This is a genomic window from Caulobacter sp. KR2-114 (genome assembly GCF_049446115.1).
Classification (GTDB): Bacteria; Pseudomonadota; Alphaproteobacteria; order Caulobacterales; family Caulobacteraceae; genus Acaudatibacter.
Map to the genome: position 1 here is coordinate 51,011 of NZ_JBMSEC010000008.1, position 13,871 is coordinate 64,881.

The window sequence follows — 13,871 nt, forward strand, 5'->3', positions numbered from 1 at the left end:
CTGATCGCTTCGCGATCTGTCCCTCCCCACGAGGGGGAGGGCGAGAGGGCCACAAGGATCAGCTCAGCGGAACCTCGAACACCAGGCGATTGCGGCCCGCCCGGCGGGCGTAGCCGGCGATGCGGCAGAGGCCCGCGATCAGCGCCAGGCCCGCCCCGCCTCCCCGTTCCGCGTTCGGGCCGTCGAACACCGCCGCGCGCGGATCGAACGGCTGGCCCGCGTCGCTCACCGACAGCTGCACCACGCCGGCCACCAGGCGCAGGCGCAGGAAGATGCGGGCTCCGTCCTGGGCTCCACCGTGCTCGACGATGTTGGCCACCCACTCCTCGACCACCACCGCCAGCCGGCCGGTCGCCGCCGGCTCCAGGCCCGCGCTGGCGGCGAAGCCGCGGGCAAGCCGCAGGGCGCGGGAGACCGCCCGCGCGTCCGATGGCAGCCTCGCGACAGCCTCGGCTTCCGATCGGTCGTCAAACTGGGCTATGGTCGACCCCTGTCGCGAGGAGGCTGGGATGCGCGGACGTGTGTGGGCAGGATTGCTGATGGCGGCCACCCTGTCGACGGCCGCCAGCGCCGTCGCCGGCGAGATCGGCCGCATAAAGTCGGTGACAGGCGCCGCCCAGGTGGTGCGCGGCAAGAGCGCCGCGCCTGCGGTCGCCGGCCAGCTGCTGCAGGTCAGCGACGTGCTGAAGACCGGACCCTCCGGGCGCATCGGCGTCACCTTCGTCGATAACAGCCGCTTTGCCGTCGGTCCGAACACCACCCTGGCGCTCAGCGAATTCCAGTTCGACGACACCACCCACGCCGGCCACGCCCTGACCACACTCGATCGTGGGACCCTGGCCGTGGTCTCCGGCCAGATCGCGCACGAAAACAAGGACGGCATGCGCGTGCGCACCCCCACCGCGGTGCTCGCCGCCCGCGGCACCCGGTTCGTGGTCGAGGTCGGACGGTGAGACCGCGCGCCCACGGAGCTTGGGCGCCCGTGGCGCTGGCCGTCTTGCTGGCCGGCTGCGCCAGCGCCGGCAAGGTGGGCCTGCTGAGCGGCGAAAGCGGCGCCGCGGCTGGCGCGGTGGCGGTTCTCGACCCGACCACCGGCGCCGAACGGGGCCAGCTGACCACGGCCGACACCCAGGCCGCCCTGGACACCAGGACCGTGAAGCCTCGCCCCTTGACCGGCGACTACGGCGCTCTGCTGTCGGCCATGCCGCCGCCGCCGCAGGTGTTCGTGCTGTATTTCGTCGAGGGCACGACGACCCTGTCGCCGGACTCGGTCCCCACCCTGGACGCCCTGCGCCACGCGGTGTCGGCCACCTCCGACGTGCAGATCACCGGCTATACGGACACGACCGGCGATCCGGCCAGCAATGACAAGCTGTCGCTGGACCGCGCCATCGAGGTGCGCTCGGCCCTGGCCGCCGATGGCCTGCCTGTGGCCAACGCCAAGGTCACCGGCCGCGGTCAGCGCGACCTGAAGGTGCCGACGGGCCCGGGCGTCAACGAGCCGGCCAATCGCCGGGTCGAGGTGGTGGTGCGATAGGGACGGCGGGGGCTCCAGCGCAGAACCGCCCCTACCCCTTCAGGCGCAGCGCCAGCACCGTCAGGTCGTCGCTGGGTTCTCCGCCCGCCTCGAAGGTCCGCACGGCGCCGACGAGGGCGTCCACCATCGCCGCCGCGCTCGCCGCCCCGGCGGCTGCCCGCGCCGCCGCAGCCAGCGCCTCGCGAGGCCAGAGCGTTCCCTCCGGATCCTGCGCCTCCGTCACGCCGTCGGTGAACAGCACCAGCGTCTCGCCGGGCCCGAGCGCCAGGGTCTCGACCGCATAGGGGAAGTCGGGGACGACGCACAGCGGCGGGCCGCCGCGCAGCGGCGTCTCGCGAACCTCGCCGTCAGCCGCGACCACCAGGGGGTTCTCGTGACCGGCGCAGCAGAGGTCGAGGCGGCCCCGTCCGGCGTCCAGCACCCCCACCAGCAGGGTCAGGCCCATGGCCTCGCGGTTGTCGAGCGACAGCTCGGCGTCGATCCGGCCGACCGCCGCCGCCAGGTCGCCGTCCGCCCGGCTGATCAGGCTGCGCGCCAGGGACTTGGCCAGGGCCATGAACAGGGCCGCCGGCAGCCCCTTGCCGGTGACGTCGCCGACCATGAAGCACAGCCGTCCGTCCGGCAGCAGGAAGGCGTCGTAGAGGTCGCCGCCGACGCTGCGGGCCGGCTGCAGCACGGCGTCGAGGTCGACGGCGGGCGACAGCGCCGCCAGATCGGCGCGGGGAACCAGCATGCCGGCCTGGATTTCGGCGGCGGCGGCGAGTTCCCCCTCGGTGCGCGCCGCCTGCAGCCGCTGGTCCTCCAGGGCGGCGCGCAGGCGGGCCTGCAGGGCGCGGCCCTCGACGAACAGGGCCGCCACGGTGGCGGCGGCGGTCGTCGCGGCGGGCAGCAGCACCGGAAAGGGGTCCAGCAGCAGCCCGGCCTGGAAGCCGGCCCAGCTGGCCGCAAGGACTGCGGCGGTCCCGCCGGCCGCGGCCGCGCCCACCGCCACCGGCGACAGGCGCGCGACCGCCAGCCCCGCGCCCAGGGTCAGCAGGACGCCGAGGGTCCACTCGCCCCAGGGGGCCCAGCGTGGCCGGCTGAGCCCGTCCCCACGCAGGATGGCGTCCACCGCCTGCGCCTGGACGAAGACGCCATAGGTCTCGCCGCCGCGCGGCAGGTGGACGACGTCGGAACCCCCGGCGCTGGTCAGCCCGACCAGCACGATCCGGCCCTTGAAGAGATCGTCGGGCAGGCCCCGGCGCAGCAGGTCCGCCGCCGGGACGGTGGGGATCGCGCGCCAGTCGCCGAAGCGCAGCGCCAGGCGCCCGTCGGCCGCGGCGGGGATGCGGCGTCCGCCCAGCCGCACCGCCGTCAGCCGGCCGCCGGCGGTCTCCAGCCCGACCTTGTCGACATCCTGCGCCACCCGCGCCAGCTCCAGGGCGAAGCCCGGGGTCGGGACCCCGGCGGCCCGGGCCACCAGCGGCACGCGGCGGACCACGCCGTCATCGTCCGGCGCGCCGTTGACCAGGCCATGACCGAGCGCCGCGCCATCGAGGATCGGCAGGGCGCCGACCGCCTGCGGATAGGCCGCGACGCCGGCCGGCAGCGGGCCGCTGAACTGCGCCTCCGGCGGCAGGGGCGTCGGCGGCCGATCGAGGGCGTCGAACGAGCGCGCGTCCGCCCCCGCCCGGGCCAGCACCACCGGGCTCCTGCCGATCACGCGGGCGAACACCGCGTCCATCGACGGCAGCTTTCGCACCTCGCCGGCAGAGGCCGGAGACAGCTCCGGATAGAGATCGGCGAACCGCGGCGGGTCCAGGCGGTCCGGCTCGGGCAGCAGCAGATCCAGGCCGACGGCGCTGGCGTCGCGGCGCGAGATCTCCTCGGTCAGCCGCGCCAGGTAGAACCGGCTCCACGGCCAGCCGCCGATCGCGCGCAGGGACTCCGCGTCGATCGCCACCACCACCACCTTGCCGGTCGCGGCCGGGGCGGGAGATAGGTTCTGCCAGAGATCGTACAGCGGCCGGCTGAGGCGGGCGCCGAGGGCGAGCACGACGGCGACGGCCAGCAAGGCCGCCGCGAGGCCGGCCAGTCGCACCCGCCGGCGGGCGGGCGGCTCCAGCTCCGCCAGCGGCCCCAGGCCGGCGCGGCCGCTCACCGCCGCACCGCCTCAGATCTCAATCTCGAGCCCGTCATAGGCGCAGACCACCTCCAGCGGCGGACGCTCTCCGCGCACGGATTCCTCGTAGCGCCGGGTGTCGTCGTACATCCGCTGGATGTCGTCGTCGGAATAGGCCGGCTCGTGGTGGAACAGGGCCAGCCGCTTGACGCCGGCCGCGTGGCACAGGTCGACCCCCACCAGGTTCGAGGAATGCCCCAGGTCCAGCTTCAGGCTGGCGGTGTCGCCCAGCGAGTACATCGTGTCCTTGATCACCAGGTCGGCGCCGGCGAAGAAGTCCTGGAAATCGACCTCGTCATCCATCCGCTCGGGCGCATGCTCGGCGTCGGTGGAATAGACCACCGCCTTGCCGGGCCGGTCGAAACGCCAGCCGAACGAGCCGTGAGCATGGCTCTGCGGCACGAGGCTCACCTCCAGCCCGGCCGCCTCGAACGCCTCCTCCGGGCGGTGCACGACGAACTGGATACGGGCCTTCAGCTCGTCGAACGACACCGGGAACGAGATCTCCTCCTGCTGGCGGCGCAGCGCCGCCTCGGCGTCCGCATGGCCGGCGTGGATGACGATCGTCGCCCCGGTCTCGAAGGCCGGCCGGAAGTAAGGAAAGCCCATGATGTGGTCCCAATGCATGTGGGACAGGAAGAAGTGGTAGACGCGCGGATGGCCCTCGGCGCAGCGGCGCAGGGCGGACAGGCCGAACTCGCGCAGCCCCGAACCCATGTCGCAGACCACGAAGGCCTCTTCCGACGCCTCGATCTCCACGCACGAGGTGGCCCCGCCGAACGAGCCATAGGTGGCGAAGTCCAGCTCGCGCCGGGCGAACGCCGCTGCGGCGGCCTCGCTGGCAAAGCGCCGGCCATCGGCGGCCACCAGAGCACGGGCGATCTTGGCCAGGGCGGCGTCGGCGCGCTGCGCCACCGGCAGGGAGCCGCGGGTGCCCCAGAATCGAACCTTCATCGGCGACCCTCTCAGCGCACCAGATCGACGTCGTCGACCACCGGGAACAGCATGTCGTAGCGGCTGATCGACAGGATCCGGCGCATGGTCTCGTTGGGGGCCGCCAGGTGGATGGTCACCGCTCCCTTGGCCTCGTTCTTGGCCACGGTCAGCGCCCGCAGGCCCTTGGAGGTCATGTACTCCAGCCGCGACAGGTCCAGCGCCAGCGGCAGCCCGGCGCGGATCGCCTCGGCGACCGCGCCCGACAGCTGGGCGCCGAAGTCCTTCCAGCTGTCCTCGTCGACCCGGCCGATCGGCGAGGCGATCAGGCGCTTGCCATCGTTGCGCAGCCGCCAGTCCATGTCCGCTCCCCGACTTAGCGTCGCGCGGACACTGCCGCGCCAAGCCTTGCCGCGCAACCGAAATGGGGATCGGCGTTCTTCAGAACCGGTCCAGATCGTTGGCGAAGGTCACAGGCCCTTTGTACGTCTGACCGATTGTGTGGGTCAGGCGGGCGATCTGGGCGGTATCGCCGGCGACAGCGCCGCCGAAGTGGGTCAGGACCAGGGCCTTCACCCCGGCCCCGGCCGCGAGTTGGCCCACCTGATCGGCCAGCAGGTGCTCCTTGGTGAAGTGGTCCTTCACGAAGCCGAACAGGACGCCCGGGATCTGCGGGTGCGCGCGCTTGATGGTCGCCAGGGCCGTGTCGGCGTCCATGATCTCGCTGACCAGCAGATCCGCGCCTTTGGCCAGGGCCTTCACCTTGTCGCTGGGGCCGGTGTCACCGGTATAGACGATCGCGCGGCCGGGCGTGTCGAAGCGATAGGCCAGAGAGACGGGCTTGGCGCCTTTGTCCTGCCAGAGGGCATAGTGGCTGTTCGAGGCGGCCGTAACGGTGACTTTGCCCAGCGCGATCCGGGAACCGTCATTCACCTCGATCACCTGGTAGGCTGGCGGTGGTTGCGGCGCCAGGGCGGCGGCCGGCAGCATGGCCTGGCGCAGGGTATCGACCATCTGCCTCGTGCCGGGCGGCCCATAGATCGTCACCGGTCCAGCGAAATTGCCGCCGCCCTGATAGCGCATGCCGAGGAATGCGAAGAGGCCTCCGGTGTGGTCGAAGTGCAGGTGGCTAATCAAGATGGTGTGCACGTCGTCCAGCTTCACATGCGCCTTGGCCAGCTGCTCGGAGGTTCCATCGCCGCAATCGATCAGGATCGCCTGCCCGTCGCTGAGCAACAGGTGCGCCGGCTCCGAGCGCACGCCCGACGGGATCGGCCCGCTCTGCGTGCCCAGCTCGATCCAGGTCGTCGCCTGGGACGCGCCGGCCTGGCCGACGGCGGCGTTGGAGGTTGCGACCTCAGGGCCATGCGGCCTGCCGCAGGAGGCCAGCGCAAGGGTCAGCGCGACAAGCGCCAGTCGGCAGGTGCGGGGCATCGGTTTCCTCCCAGGTCGTACGGCAGACTAGGGGGCGCGGCGATGCGGCGGGGGATGGCGGTTGCGCAGGGGTGATAACGCATTGGCATAGGGCAGCACGGCCCCTCACCTTCCCACGCGCCTTGCTTCTTGAGCCACGCCGGCGCTCCTCTCCCTGGAGGATGAGGAATTGCTGTTCCTCACGCGCCGCGGCTCTCCCTCGCCTCCCTTCAGGGAGCGGAATGCTGCCGCTGCTCCCGCGCCCGCACGTAGTGCATCGCCGCCCGCCGAAAGAGGTCGCCCAGATGTTCAGCCGCCGGGGTCAATGGCAACCTTGCCCGGGTCACCATGCAGATCGCCGCGGCGGGCAGGGGTTCGCGGATCTGGAAGGGGATCAGCATCTGGGGGGCGTAGGCAAAGCCCAGCCACTGTTCGGGGACCATGATCAGCAGGTCGGTGCTGGCGGCCGCCAGGGTCGGGGCGATGCCGGATTCGACGTGCATCTCGACCACCGGCTCGGGCAGGCCGTAGCGCTCGAACAAGGGGCCGAACTCGGCGCGGCTGTCGACCGTGACGGCGGTGGAAATCCATCGCGCGCCGGTCAGCTCGGCCAGGGATGTCGCCCCGGCCAGGGGATGGCCGTGACGGCCCATGATCACCCGGGTGTTCTCGAACAGGGTCTCGACGATGAAGTCCTTGGCCGTCGCCGTCTCTGGCAGTGGCCCAACGTAGAAGTCCAGCTCGCCGTCCTTGAGCGGCGTCTCCGTGGCGGGAAATAGTCCGGCGCGGATCGACAGCACCACCTCCGGATAGCGCTTGCGGAAGCCCGGCAGCACGTGCGGCAAGAGGGCGATCTGGGCGGCGCTGGAGAGGGCGACAGCGACCTGACCGGTGGAAAGGCCGCGCGCCTGATCGATCTCCTCGCGGGCGCGGCGCACCTCGCCCATCACGGAGACAGCGCGGCGCAGGAACAGCTCGCCCATCGGCGTCAGCACCACCCCCTTGGGCCGCCGCTCGAACAGGGCCACGCCCAGCTCGCGCTCGATCTCGCGGATCGAGCGGGTGATCGCCGGCTGGGTCACTCCCAGGTAACGGGCCGCCGCCCGCAGACTGCCCCGCTCGGCTACCGCGGCGACATCGCGCAGGTGGGTGAGTTTCATGGCGGTCAAGGTATCGGTGGGGGCGCGAAGCTCAAAGGCCGCCCCTGGGTCTGCACGCGCCCAGGCTCGCCGCGGCGATTGGGAAGGTGAGAGGGCGCGCCGGCTTCAACGCCCCGTCGCCAGCCTCAACACGTCCGGGCCGGGCCAGACCGCGCCACGCCAGGCGACGTGCTGGTCCGGACGGATCAACGCCAGCGACGCGTCGTAGAGCGCGGCCAGGTGTGGATCCTCCAGCCGCACCACGGTCAGCGGCACGCCCAGCGCGGCGGCATCCGCCTCGGCGGCGGCGAAGGCGGCGTCCGCGCCGAAGCCCAACAGGGTGAACCCCGACCCGAACGTGTCGAACAGAGAGCGACCGTCCCCCAGCCAGGCGTGCGGCGCGCGCGAACCCGGCCGCGCGGTGGGCTGGTAGTGGCCGACGGGCGTGTCGGCCGGCGCCTCGGGCGAAACCTCCGGCTCCTTCGCCACGATCGGCGAGCCCTCGTATCGATACCCCAGCATCACCCCCAGCGGCCGGAATTCGCGCAGCCGCGCCCTGGCGAGGCCCTCGCCGAGCTGGGCCCGCAGCGCCGCGCCCTCTTCGGTGTCGGCTTCCAGCTCGGGGCGGACCAGGTGCATGGCCAGGGTGGCGTGGTTGGCGACAGCCGCATCGATGACCTGCTGATGCACGGGTCGGCGCTCGGCCTCATAGCTCGCCAGCAGCCCCTCGCCGCCCCAGGCCTGCAGCCTCGCCGCCAGCTTCCAGCCCAGGTCGACGGAATCGCCGATCCCCATGTTCATGCCGTAGCCGCCAGTGGGCGGATGCAGGTGGCAGGCGTCGCCGATCAGGAACATGCGTCCGTTGCGGTACCGGTCGGCGATGAAGCGGGACGCGGCCCACTCGTCGGCGCTCAGCACCTCGTAGGGCAGGTCGATGCCGGTGGCGCGGCGGATCAGGTCGGCGGCCGCGGGCTTGTCGAGCCGCATCACGTCGGGCGCGCGGGCAGGCATGAAGCACCAGAGGTCGCCGGCGTCCATCGGCCCGATCAGGCCGGAAACCTCGGCGTTGATCTGCCAGTACATGATGCCCGGCCCATGCGGGTGCGCCTCGGCGAGGCCCGGCGCGCGGAAGACGATGTTGTAGGCGTGGGCCAGGCCATAGACGCCCTCCATCGTGGCGCCAATCAGGTCGCGCACCTGGCTCTTCGCCCCGTCCGCCCCGACCAGGTAGCCGGCCTGGATCTCCGACACCTCGCCGGTGACGAGGTCCTTCACTCGAGCCGTCACGCCGTCGTCGGTCTGGGCTGCGCCGAGGAACTCGCAGCTGAACCTCAGGCTCACCGAGGGCAGCGTCGCGGCGTGGGCCTTCAGCACCGCCTCGACCTTGTACTGCGGGATCCATTGGGCGTGCTCGGCGTAGAGGTCGTTGCGCGCCGGGGCGCAGTTGAAGGCGTCCTCGATGACCGCCAGCGAATGTCCGGAAAGCCGGGTGACGAAATGCACCCGCGAGGGATGGTCGATCCCGAACGGGGCCTCGGCCGCCAGCTTGTCGGCGATGCCCCAGCGACGCAGGTGTTCGCGGGTGCGGGTGTGGGTGGTCTTGGCGCGGGGGGCGTAGCCGACGCGGTCGTTGCGCTCCACCACCGTGCAGGCGACTCCGCGCTGGCCCAGCTCGATGGCCAGCGCCAAGCCTGTCGGCCCCGCCCCAACCACCAGCACCTGCGTCTCCAACCGCGCCATGCCGCCCTCTCCCCATCTCCTGTGAAAAAGGCCTAGCCGACGCCGCCGGCGGCGGCTGGATGGCAAATCCCGGTCAGCGATGCCGGATCGTCATCACAAGGCGGGCCGTGTCATCTTGGGCGTGGCGCCCCGCCCGCTAGGGTGCGCCCCCACAAGAGCGGGAGGACAGCATGGTTGAATCGGTCTCGGGCCAGGCCTACGGCGGCCTGAAGGACGCGAACGCCGGAACGCCGGTGATCTTCCACGATCCGCGCACCTTCGCGCCCCACGCCTTCGAGGAGCACAGCATCGACCTGGGCGAGGTGACGATGAACTACGCCACGGCCGGATCGCCCGACAGTCCGGCGCTGCTGCTGATCCCCGGCCAGACGGAATCGTGGTGGGGCTACGAGGCGGCGATGGGCCTGCTGGCCGAGGACTTCCAGGTGTTCGCCGTCGACCTGCGCGGCCAGGGTCGCAGCACCTGGACGCCCGGTCGCTACACCCTGGACAACATGGGCAACGACCTGGTCCGCTTCATCCTCAAGGTGATCGGCCGGCCGGTGATCAGCAGCGGCTGTTCGTCCGGCGGGGTGCTGTCGGCCTGGCTGTCGGCCTTCGCCCTGCCCGGGCAGATGCGCGGCGCGGTCTACGAGGACCCGCCCCTCTTCGCTTCCGAGGTCAGCCCGCTGGTCGGTCCGTCGATCAAGCAGTGCATCGGCCCGGTGCTCCGCCTGAACGCCACCTACCTCGGCGACCAGTGGCGGATCGGCGACTGGGAGGGCCTGCGCCAGGCCGCCAAGGTCGACCCCTCTCCCCTGTTGCGCATGATCCCCTTCCCACCCGAGCCGCCTCAGAATCTGAAGGAATACGACCCCGAGTGGGGCCGCGCCTTCTGGGAAGGTACGGTGAGCAAGGCTCTGCCGCACGAGACCCTGCTGGCCCAGGTCAAGGTCCCAGTCCTGCTGACCCACCACGCCCGCGCCGAGAACCCCGAAACCGGCCAGCTGTTCGGCGCCATGTCCGACCTGCAGGCCGGCTACGTCCAGACCCTGCTGAAGGCCGCCGGCGTGGCCGTGGAGTACGCCTCCCTGCCCGACGCGGCGCACGCCATGCACGCCGCCGATCCGAAGCGCTTCGCCGAGGTGGTGACGACCTGGGCCAAGGCCTTGCCGGCGTAGGCGGTCGGCGCGTCCCCTGGGCCGGCGTCAGACGAGGGACCGGATCGGCCCTTCCGGGTCGCCGCGGACGAACTGGTCGACATAGGGGTTGCCGGACCGGTCGAGGTCGGCCGCCGGCCCGCGCCAGACCACCACCCCGTCCTGGATCATCGCCACCTCGTCGCCGATGGTGCGCGCCGAGACGAGGTCGTGGGTGATGGTCACGGCGGTGCAGCCGAGGCCCTTCACCTGCTCGGTGATCAGGGCGTTGATCGCCCGGCCGGTGATCGGGTCCAGGCCCGCGGTCGGCTCGTCGAAGAAGATGATGTCGGGATCGCCGATCACGGCGCGCGCCAGCCCGACCCGCTTCTTCATCCCCCCGGACAGCTCCGAGGGATAGAGGTCGGCGAACTGGCGGGCGATGCGCACGCGCTCCAGCCCGGCCAGCGCCCGCTCGCGGGCCAGCTTGCGCGGTACGCGGTCGGCGTTGATCAGGCGGAAGGCGACGTTCTCCCAGACCGGCAGGCTGTCGAACAGGGCCGAGCCCTGGAACAGCATGCCGAACCGCCGCGCCAGGGCGCGCCATTCGCGGCCCTTGAGGTCCTGCACCGGCCGGCCGTCCATCAGGATCTCGCCGGCGTCGGGCTCGATCAGCCCGGCGGCGATCTTGACGGCCACCGACTTGCCCTGCCCCGACCCGCCGATGATCACCAGCGAGCGGCCGGGATCGACCGACAGGTCGAAGCCCGCGAGCACCGGCGGACCGCCGAAGCGCTTGTGCACGCCCCGCCACTCCAGCCGCGGCGTCACGGCGCCGGTCACCGGCTGAACGCCGAGGTCATCAGGTAGTCGGCGGCGAAGATCAGCACCGCGGCGCTGACCACCGCCTGGGTCGTCGCCCGGCCCACGCCTCGCGCCCCGCCGCTGGCCGTGAAGCCGTGGTAGCAGCCGGTCAGGGCGACGATGAAGCCGAACACCGCCGCCTTGATCAGGCCTGACACCACGTCCCACTGCTGCAGGAAGTCCCAGGTGTTGCGCACATAGACCGTGGGATTGAAGTTCAGCGTGCGCGTGGCCACCACCCAGCCGCCGCCGATGCCGATGATGTCGGCCACCGCGGTGAGCACCGGCAGGGTCAGCACCGCCGCCAGCAGGCGCGGCGCGATCAGATAGTGGAACGGGTCGGTGGACAGGGTCTGCATGGCGTCGATCTGTTCGGTGGCGCGCATCGCCCCGATCTCGGCCGCCATCGCCGCGGAGACCCGCCCCGCCAGCATCAGCGCCGCCAGCACCGGCGCCAGCTCGCGGGTGATGCCCAGGGCGACGATCTGCGGCATGATCTGCTCGGCGTTGAACCGCCCGCCGCCGGTATAGATGTTGAGCGCCAGGGCGGCGCCGGTGAACACCGCCGTCAGCCCCACCACCGGCAGCGAGAAATAGCCGACGCTGAGAATCTGCCGTCCGAACTGGCCAGGGAACCAGGGCGGCGCGGCGGCGGCGGCCACGCCGCGCAGCCCGAACAGGGTCACCTCGCCCGCCTGCCGCATGGCGCCCAGCACCGAACGGCCGAGCGAGCGGACCGGCTGCAGCACGACGGGAACGTCGCTCACGCCTCAGTCTCCCGACGGCTGGGCCGGGGCGGCGGCGCCCGGCTTTGCGGCGCTCGCCGGCGGGCGCAGGAACTGGCCGATCAGGGTCAACAGGTCCACCGCCCCCTGGGTGTTCTCGATCTCCCCGCCCGCCTTCAGGGTCTCGCTGGCGGCGCCGGGCTCGATCACCACGTGGCTTCCGCCCATCAGCCCGTCGCTGGTGATCTTGGCGGTGGAGTCCGCCGGCAGGGGGATGGCGGGGTCCAGGTCCAGGGTGGCCGTCGCCAGATAGGTCTTGGGGTCCAGCCGGATGCTGGCCACCGTGCCGACCTTCACCCCGGCCACGCTGACCACACCGCCGGGCGCCAGCGAGCCGATCTGGCCGAAGCGCGCGCGCACCTCGTAGCCGTGCGCGCGGACCGAGCCGCCCACGGTCAGCGAATAGGCCAGAAAGCCGGCGGCGGCCACGATCACCGCCGCGCCCACGCCCGTCTCCGCCCACTGTCCCTTGGCCATGTCTGCCTCCCGAAGCCCCGCTAGCGGTCCCTGGCCGCCGCCGGGCCTTGCGTCTGCTTCTCGAGCTGGGTGATCAGGGCGCCGACGTCGCCCCCGTGGTTGTCGATGGTCGAGACGAAGTCCTGCTGCTGGGTGATCGCCAGCCAGACGCCCGAGACCTCCACGTCCACCACCTTCCACTGCGCGCCCGCGCCCAGCACGCGCCAGGACACCTCGCCGGGCGGATTGCCGTCGTCGCCGGCGATGCGGGTGGCGACCACCACGTCGCCGGGCTTGCGCACCACCGAGCCGGTGACCGTCAGGGTGCGGCCGCGGAAGTCGGCCAGCTGGCGCTGGTAGACGTCCTGCGCATAGTCCCGGAACACCGGGGCGAAGCGCTGCATCTGGGCCGGCGTGATGGTTCGCGCGTACTTGCCGAGCACGAAGCGGGTGATGCGCGGCACGTCGGCGACCTCGTCCACGGCGGCGCGGAAGGCGCTGATCCTCTGGGCCTGGCCGCGTGACCGGTCCGCCAGGATCGAGACCAGCCGCGCGCCCTGGACCTGGACGAACTGCTCGGCGCCCGGGTCGCGCGGCGCGGCGGCGAGGGCCGGGGCGCCCGGCGCGAGCGCCAGGGCGGCGGCGAGCCCGGTCAGGAGGACGCGGCGGTCTGTGGCCAGGCCGGCGAAGCACTTCCGGTGGGTACGGGCGGGCGGCGTCATGGCGACGGAACTCCAGGGTCAGGCGAAGACTGCGGCTGAGGCGCGGACGGCGGATCGAAGTCCGGCAGGTCCTGGACCGCTGCGGCGTCCGGCTCGCCCCGCGCGCGCCGCACCATCTGGGCGCGCTGCTGGGAATAGGCCGCGCGGAGGGCCGCGTACGGGTCGACGAAGTCGCGGTTGAGGGCGATCATCTGCCCGTCGACGTCGACCCGGGCCTGCGCCGCGGACGTCCAGCGGCGTGCGCGCGAGAAGGTCGTGGTCAGGCCGCCGGTCGCCCACATCAGTGGATCGCTGAGCAGGTCGACGATCTGGCCCGCCCCATCGCGCGCGTCGCCCGGGCCGAACAGCGGCATGAAGCCATAGGGCCCAGGCCCGACGCCATAGCGTCCCAGGGTCTGGCCGAAGTCCGACTCGTGCCGCCGAAGGCCCAGTTGGCCGGCCGGGTCCAGCAGCCCGCCGACGCCGACGGTGGCGTTCAGCACGAAGCGCGCGCCGGCCGAGGCGGCGCGGCGGGGATGGCCCTGCAGCAGGTCGTTGCCGGCGATGCGCGGTTCGTCGAGGTTGTGGATCGCACGGCCGAGGGCGCCGGCCACGGGCGGCGTCGCCACGCGCAGATAGGCATGGGCCAGCGGCGCCAGCACCGCGCGGTCCAGCCGCATGCCCACGGCGAACGCCTTGCGGTTCTCCTTCTCCGCGGGGTCACGCAGCACCTGGCCGCCCGCCGCCGCGACCGGCGCCGCGGCCGTCTGCGCCAGGCCCGGCGGCGCGGCGGCAAGAACGGCGAGGGCGCCGACCATGAGCGCGCGCGTCCAGCGCGGCGCACCGCCGACGGAGCGGCCTGGTCGCGGGCCGACGGGGCGGGCCTGCGCCGCGATCGATGGCGTCGTCGTCGTGGCTGGCATGAAAACCCGGTCGGCGTGCGCTGAGACTGATTTGCAGAAAGCCATCCCCGCGCCCGCCGCGCCTTGAGCGAGGTCAACCCGGCCGGTCGTCGGCGCCGCCG

15 protein-coding genes are annotated in these 13,871 nt (G+C 72.4%); 3 read left to right on the top strand and 12 right to left on the bottom strand.

The window, feature by feature from the left end; all coding sequences use genetic code 11:
* Window positions 1–58 precede the first annotated feature (58 nt).
* The gene (locus ACO2Q3_RS23945; RefSeq protein WP_423311290.1) at window positions 59–550 is read right to left on the bottom strand and encodes an ATP-binding protein; all 492 of its coding nucleotides are present in this window, start codon (window positions 548–550) and stop codon (window positions 59–61) included.
* Here ACO2Q3_RS23945 and ACO2Q3_RS23950 point away from each other — a divergent pair.
* Together ACO2Q3_RS23950 and ACO2Q3_RS23955 are read left to right on the top strand one after the other, a co-directional pair.
* Window positions 540–953: a FecR family protein gene (locus ACO2Q3_RS23950; protein ID WP_423311292.1), complete on the top strand. Its 414-nt coding sequence runs from the start codon at window positions 540–542 to the stop codon at window positions 951–953. The two genes, ACO2Q3_RS23945 and ACO2Q3_RS23950, sit on opposite strands and share 11 nt — an antisense overlap.
* A 29-nt stretch (window positions 954–982) precedes the next feature.
* Complete coding sequence (locus ACO2Q3_RS23955; protein WP_423311294.1) at window positions 983–1,537, top strand: OmpA family protein; 555 nt, start codon at window positions 983–985, stop codon at window positions 1,535–1,537.
* Window positions 1,538–1,568: 31 nt separating this feature from the next.
* Here the strand turns inward: ACO2Q3_RS23955 and ACO2Q3_RS23960 are convergent, their stop codons facing one another.
* The 6 genes from ACO2Q3_RS23960 to ACO2Q3_RS23985 form a co-directional block, all read right to left on the bottom strand.
* Window positions 1,569–3,677, bottom strand: a complete 2,109-nt coding sequence (locus tag ACO2Q3_RS23960) for a CHASE2 domain-containing protein (protein ID WP_423311296.1) — start codon at window positions 3,675–3,677, stop codon at window positions 1,569–1,571.
* Between the two features lie 12 nt (window positions 3,678–3,689).
* Window positions 3,690–4,652, bottom strand: coding sequence for an MBL fold metallo-hydrolase (locus tag ACO2Q3_RS23965; RefSeq protein WP_423311298.1), 963 nt, complete (start codon window positions 4,650–4,652; stop codon window positions 3,690–3,692).
* 11 nt (window positions 4,653–4,663) lie between these two features.
* The gene (locus tag ACO2Q3_RS23970) at window positions 4,664–4,993 is read right to left on the bottom strand and encodes an STAS domain-containing protein (protein ID WP_423311300.1); all 330 of its coding nucleotides are present in this window, start codon (window positions 4,991–4,993) and stop codon (window positions 4,664–4,666) included.
* A 79-nt stretch (window positions 4,994–5,072) separates the two neighbouring features.
* Window positions 5,073–6,065, bottom strand: a complete 993-nt coding sequence (locus tag ACO2Q3_RS23975; RefSeq protein WP_423311302.1) for an MBL fold metallo-hydrolase — start codon at window positions 6,063–6,065, stop codon at window positions 5,073–5,075.
* A 209-nt stretch (window positions 6,066–6,274) separates the two neighbouring features.
* Window positions 6,275–7,204, bottom strand: a complete 930-nt coding sequence (locus tag ACO2Q3_RS23980) for a LysR substrate-binding domain-containing protein (RefSeq protein ID WP_423311304.1) — start codon at window positions 7,202–7,204, stop codon at window positions 6,275–6,277.
* Between the two features lie 105 nt (window positions 7,205–7,309).
* Entirely contained in the window at window positions 7,310–8,923 is a 1,614-nt protein-coding gene (locus ACO2Q3_RS23985) for an FAD-dependent monooxygenase (RefSeq protein WP_423311306.1), read from the bottom strand.
* A gap of 170 nt (window positions 8,924–9,093) precedes the next feature.
* Here ACO2Q3_RS23985 and ACO2Q3_RS23990 point away from each other — a divergent pair, with 170 nt between their 5' ends.
* The gene (locus ACO2Q3_RS23990; RefSeq protein ID WP_423311308.1) at window positions 9,094–10,083 is read left to right on the top strand and encodes an alpha/beta fold hydrolase; all 990 of its coding nucleotides are present in this window, start codon (window positions 9,094–9,096) and stop codon (window positions 10,081–10,083) included.
* Window positions 10,084–10,110: 27 nt separating this feature from the next.
* On the opposite strand, the gene ACO2Q3_RS23995 is transcribed toward ACO2Q3_RS23990, so the two are convergent.
* From ACO2Q3_RS23995 to ACO2Q3_RS24015, 5 genes are read right to left on the bottom strand one after another with little or no spacing between them, the layout of a single operon-like run.
* Entirely contained in the window at window positions 10,111–10,884 is a 774-nt protein-coding gene (locus tag ACO2Q3_RS23995) for an ABC transporter ATP-binding protein (protein WP_423311310.1), read from the bottom strand.
* Window positions 10,881–11,672, bottom strand: coding sequence for an MlaE family ABC transporter permease (locus ACO2Q3_RS24000; RefSeq protein ID WP_423311312.1), 792 nt, complete (start codon window positions 11,670–11,672; stop codon window positions 10,881–10,883). The genes ACO2Q3_RS23995 and ACO2Q3_RS24000 overlap by 4 nt, the downstream gene beginning before the upstream one ends.
* A gap of 3 nt (window positions 11,673–11,675) precedes the next feature.
* Window positions 11,676–12,167, bottom strand: coding sequence for an outer membrane lipid asymmetry maintenance protein MlaD (gene mlaD / locus ACO2Q3_RS24005; protein ID WP_423311314.1), 492 nt, complete (start codon window positions 12,165–12,167; stop codon window positions 11,676–11,678).
* 20 nt (window positions 12,168–12,187) lie between these two features.
* Window positions 12,188–12,868, bottom strand: coding sequence for an MlaC/ttg2D family ABC transporter substrate-binding protein (locus ACO2Q3_RS24010; protein ID WP_423311316.1), 681 nt, complete (start codon window positions 12,866–12,868; stop codon window positions 12,188–12,190).
* The gene (locus tag ACO2Q3_RS24015; RefSeq protein ID WP_423311318.1) at window positions 12,865–13,665 is read right to left on the bottom strand and encodes an MlaA family lipoprotein; all 801 of its coding nucleotides are present in this window, start codon (window positions 13,663–13,665) and stop codon (window positions 12,865–12,867) included. The genes ACO2Q3_RS24010 and ACO2Q3_RS24015 overlap by 4 nt, the downstream gene beginning before the upstream one ends.
* Window positions 13,666–13,871 lie beyond the last annotated feature (206 nt).

Excerpts from the sequence above, each read along its gene's own strand:
- ACO2Q3_RS23950 (WP_423311292.1), top strand. The coding sequence starts at position 540 with ATGGCGGCCACCCTGTCGACGGCCGCCAGCGCCGTCGCCGGCGAGATC.
- ACO2Q3_RS23965 (WP_423311298.1), bottom strand. The coding sequence starts at position 4,652 with ATGAAGGTTCGATTCTGGGGCACCCGCGGCTCCCTGCCGGTGGCGCAG.
- ACO2Q3_RS23970 (WP_423311300.1), bottom strand. The coding sequence starts at position 4,993 with ATGGACTGGCGGCTGCGCAACGATGGCAAGCGCCTGATCGCCTCGCCG.
- ACO2Q3_RS23975 (WP_423311302.1), bottom strand. The coding sequence starts at position 6,065 with ATGCCCCGCACCTGCCGACTGGCGCTTGTCGCGCTGACCCTTGCGCTG.
- ACO2Q3_RS23980 (WP_423311304.1), bottom strand. The coding sequence starts at position 7,204 with ATGAAACTCACCCACCTGCGCGATGTCGCCGCGGTAGCCGAGCGGGGC.
- ACO2Q3_RS23985 (WP_423311306.1), bottom strand. The coding sequence starts at position 8,923 with ATGGCGCGGTTGGAGACGCAGGTGCTGGTGGTTGGGGCGGGGCCGACA.
- ACO2Q3_RS23990 (WP_423311308.1), top strand. The coding sequence starts at position 9,094 with ATGGTTGAATCGGTCTCGGGCCAGGCCTACGGCGGCCTGAAGGACGCG.
- mlaD (WP_423311314.1), bottom strand. The coding sequence starts at position 12,167 with ATGGCCAAGGGACAGTGGGCGGAGACGGGCGTGGGCGCGGCGGTGATC.
- ACO2Q3_RS24010 (WP_423311316.1), bottom strand. The coding sequence starts at position 12,868 with ATGACGCCGCCCGCCCGTACCCACCGGAAGTGCTTCGCCGGCCTGGCC.
- ACO2Q3_RS24015 (WP_423311318.1), bottom strand. The coding sequence starts at position 13,665 with ATGGTCGGCGCCCTCGCCGTTCTTGCCGCCGCGCCGCCGGGCCTGGCG.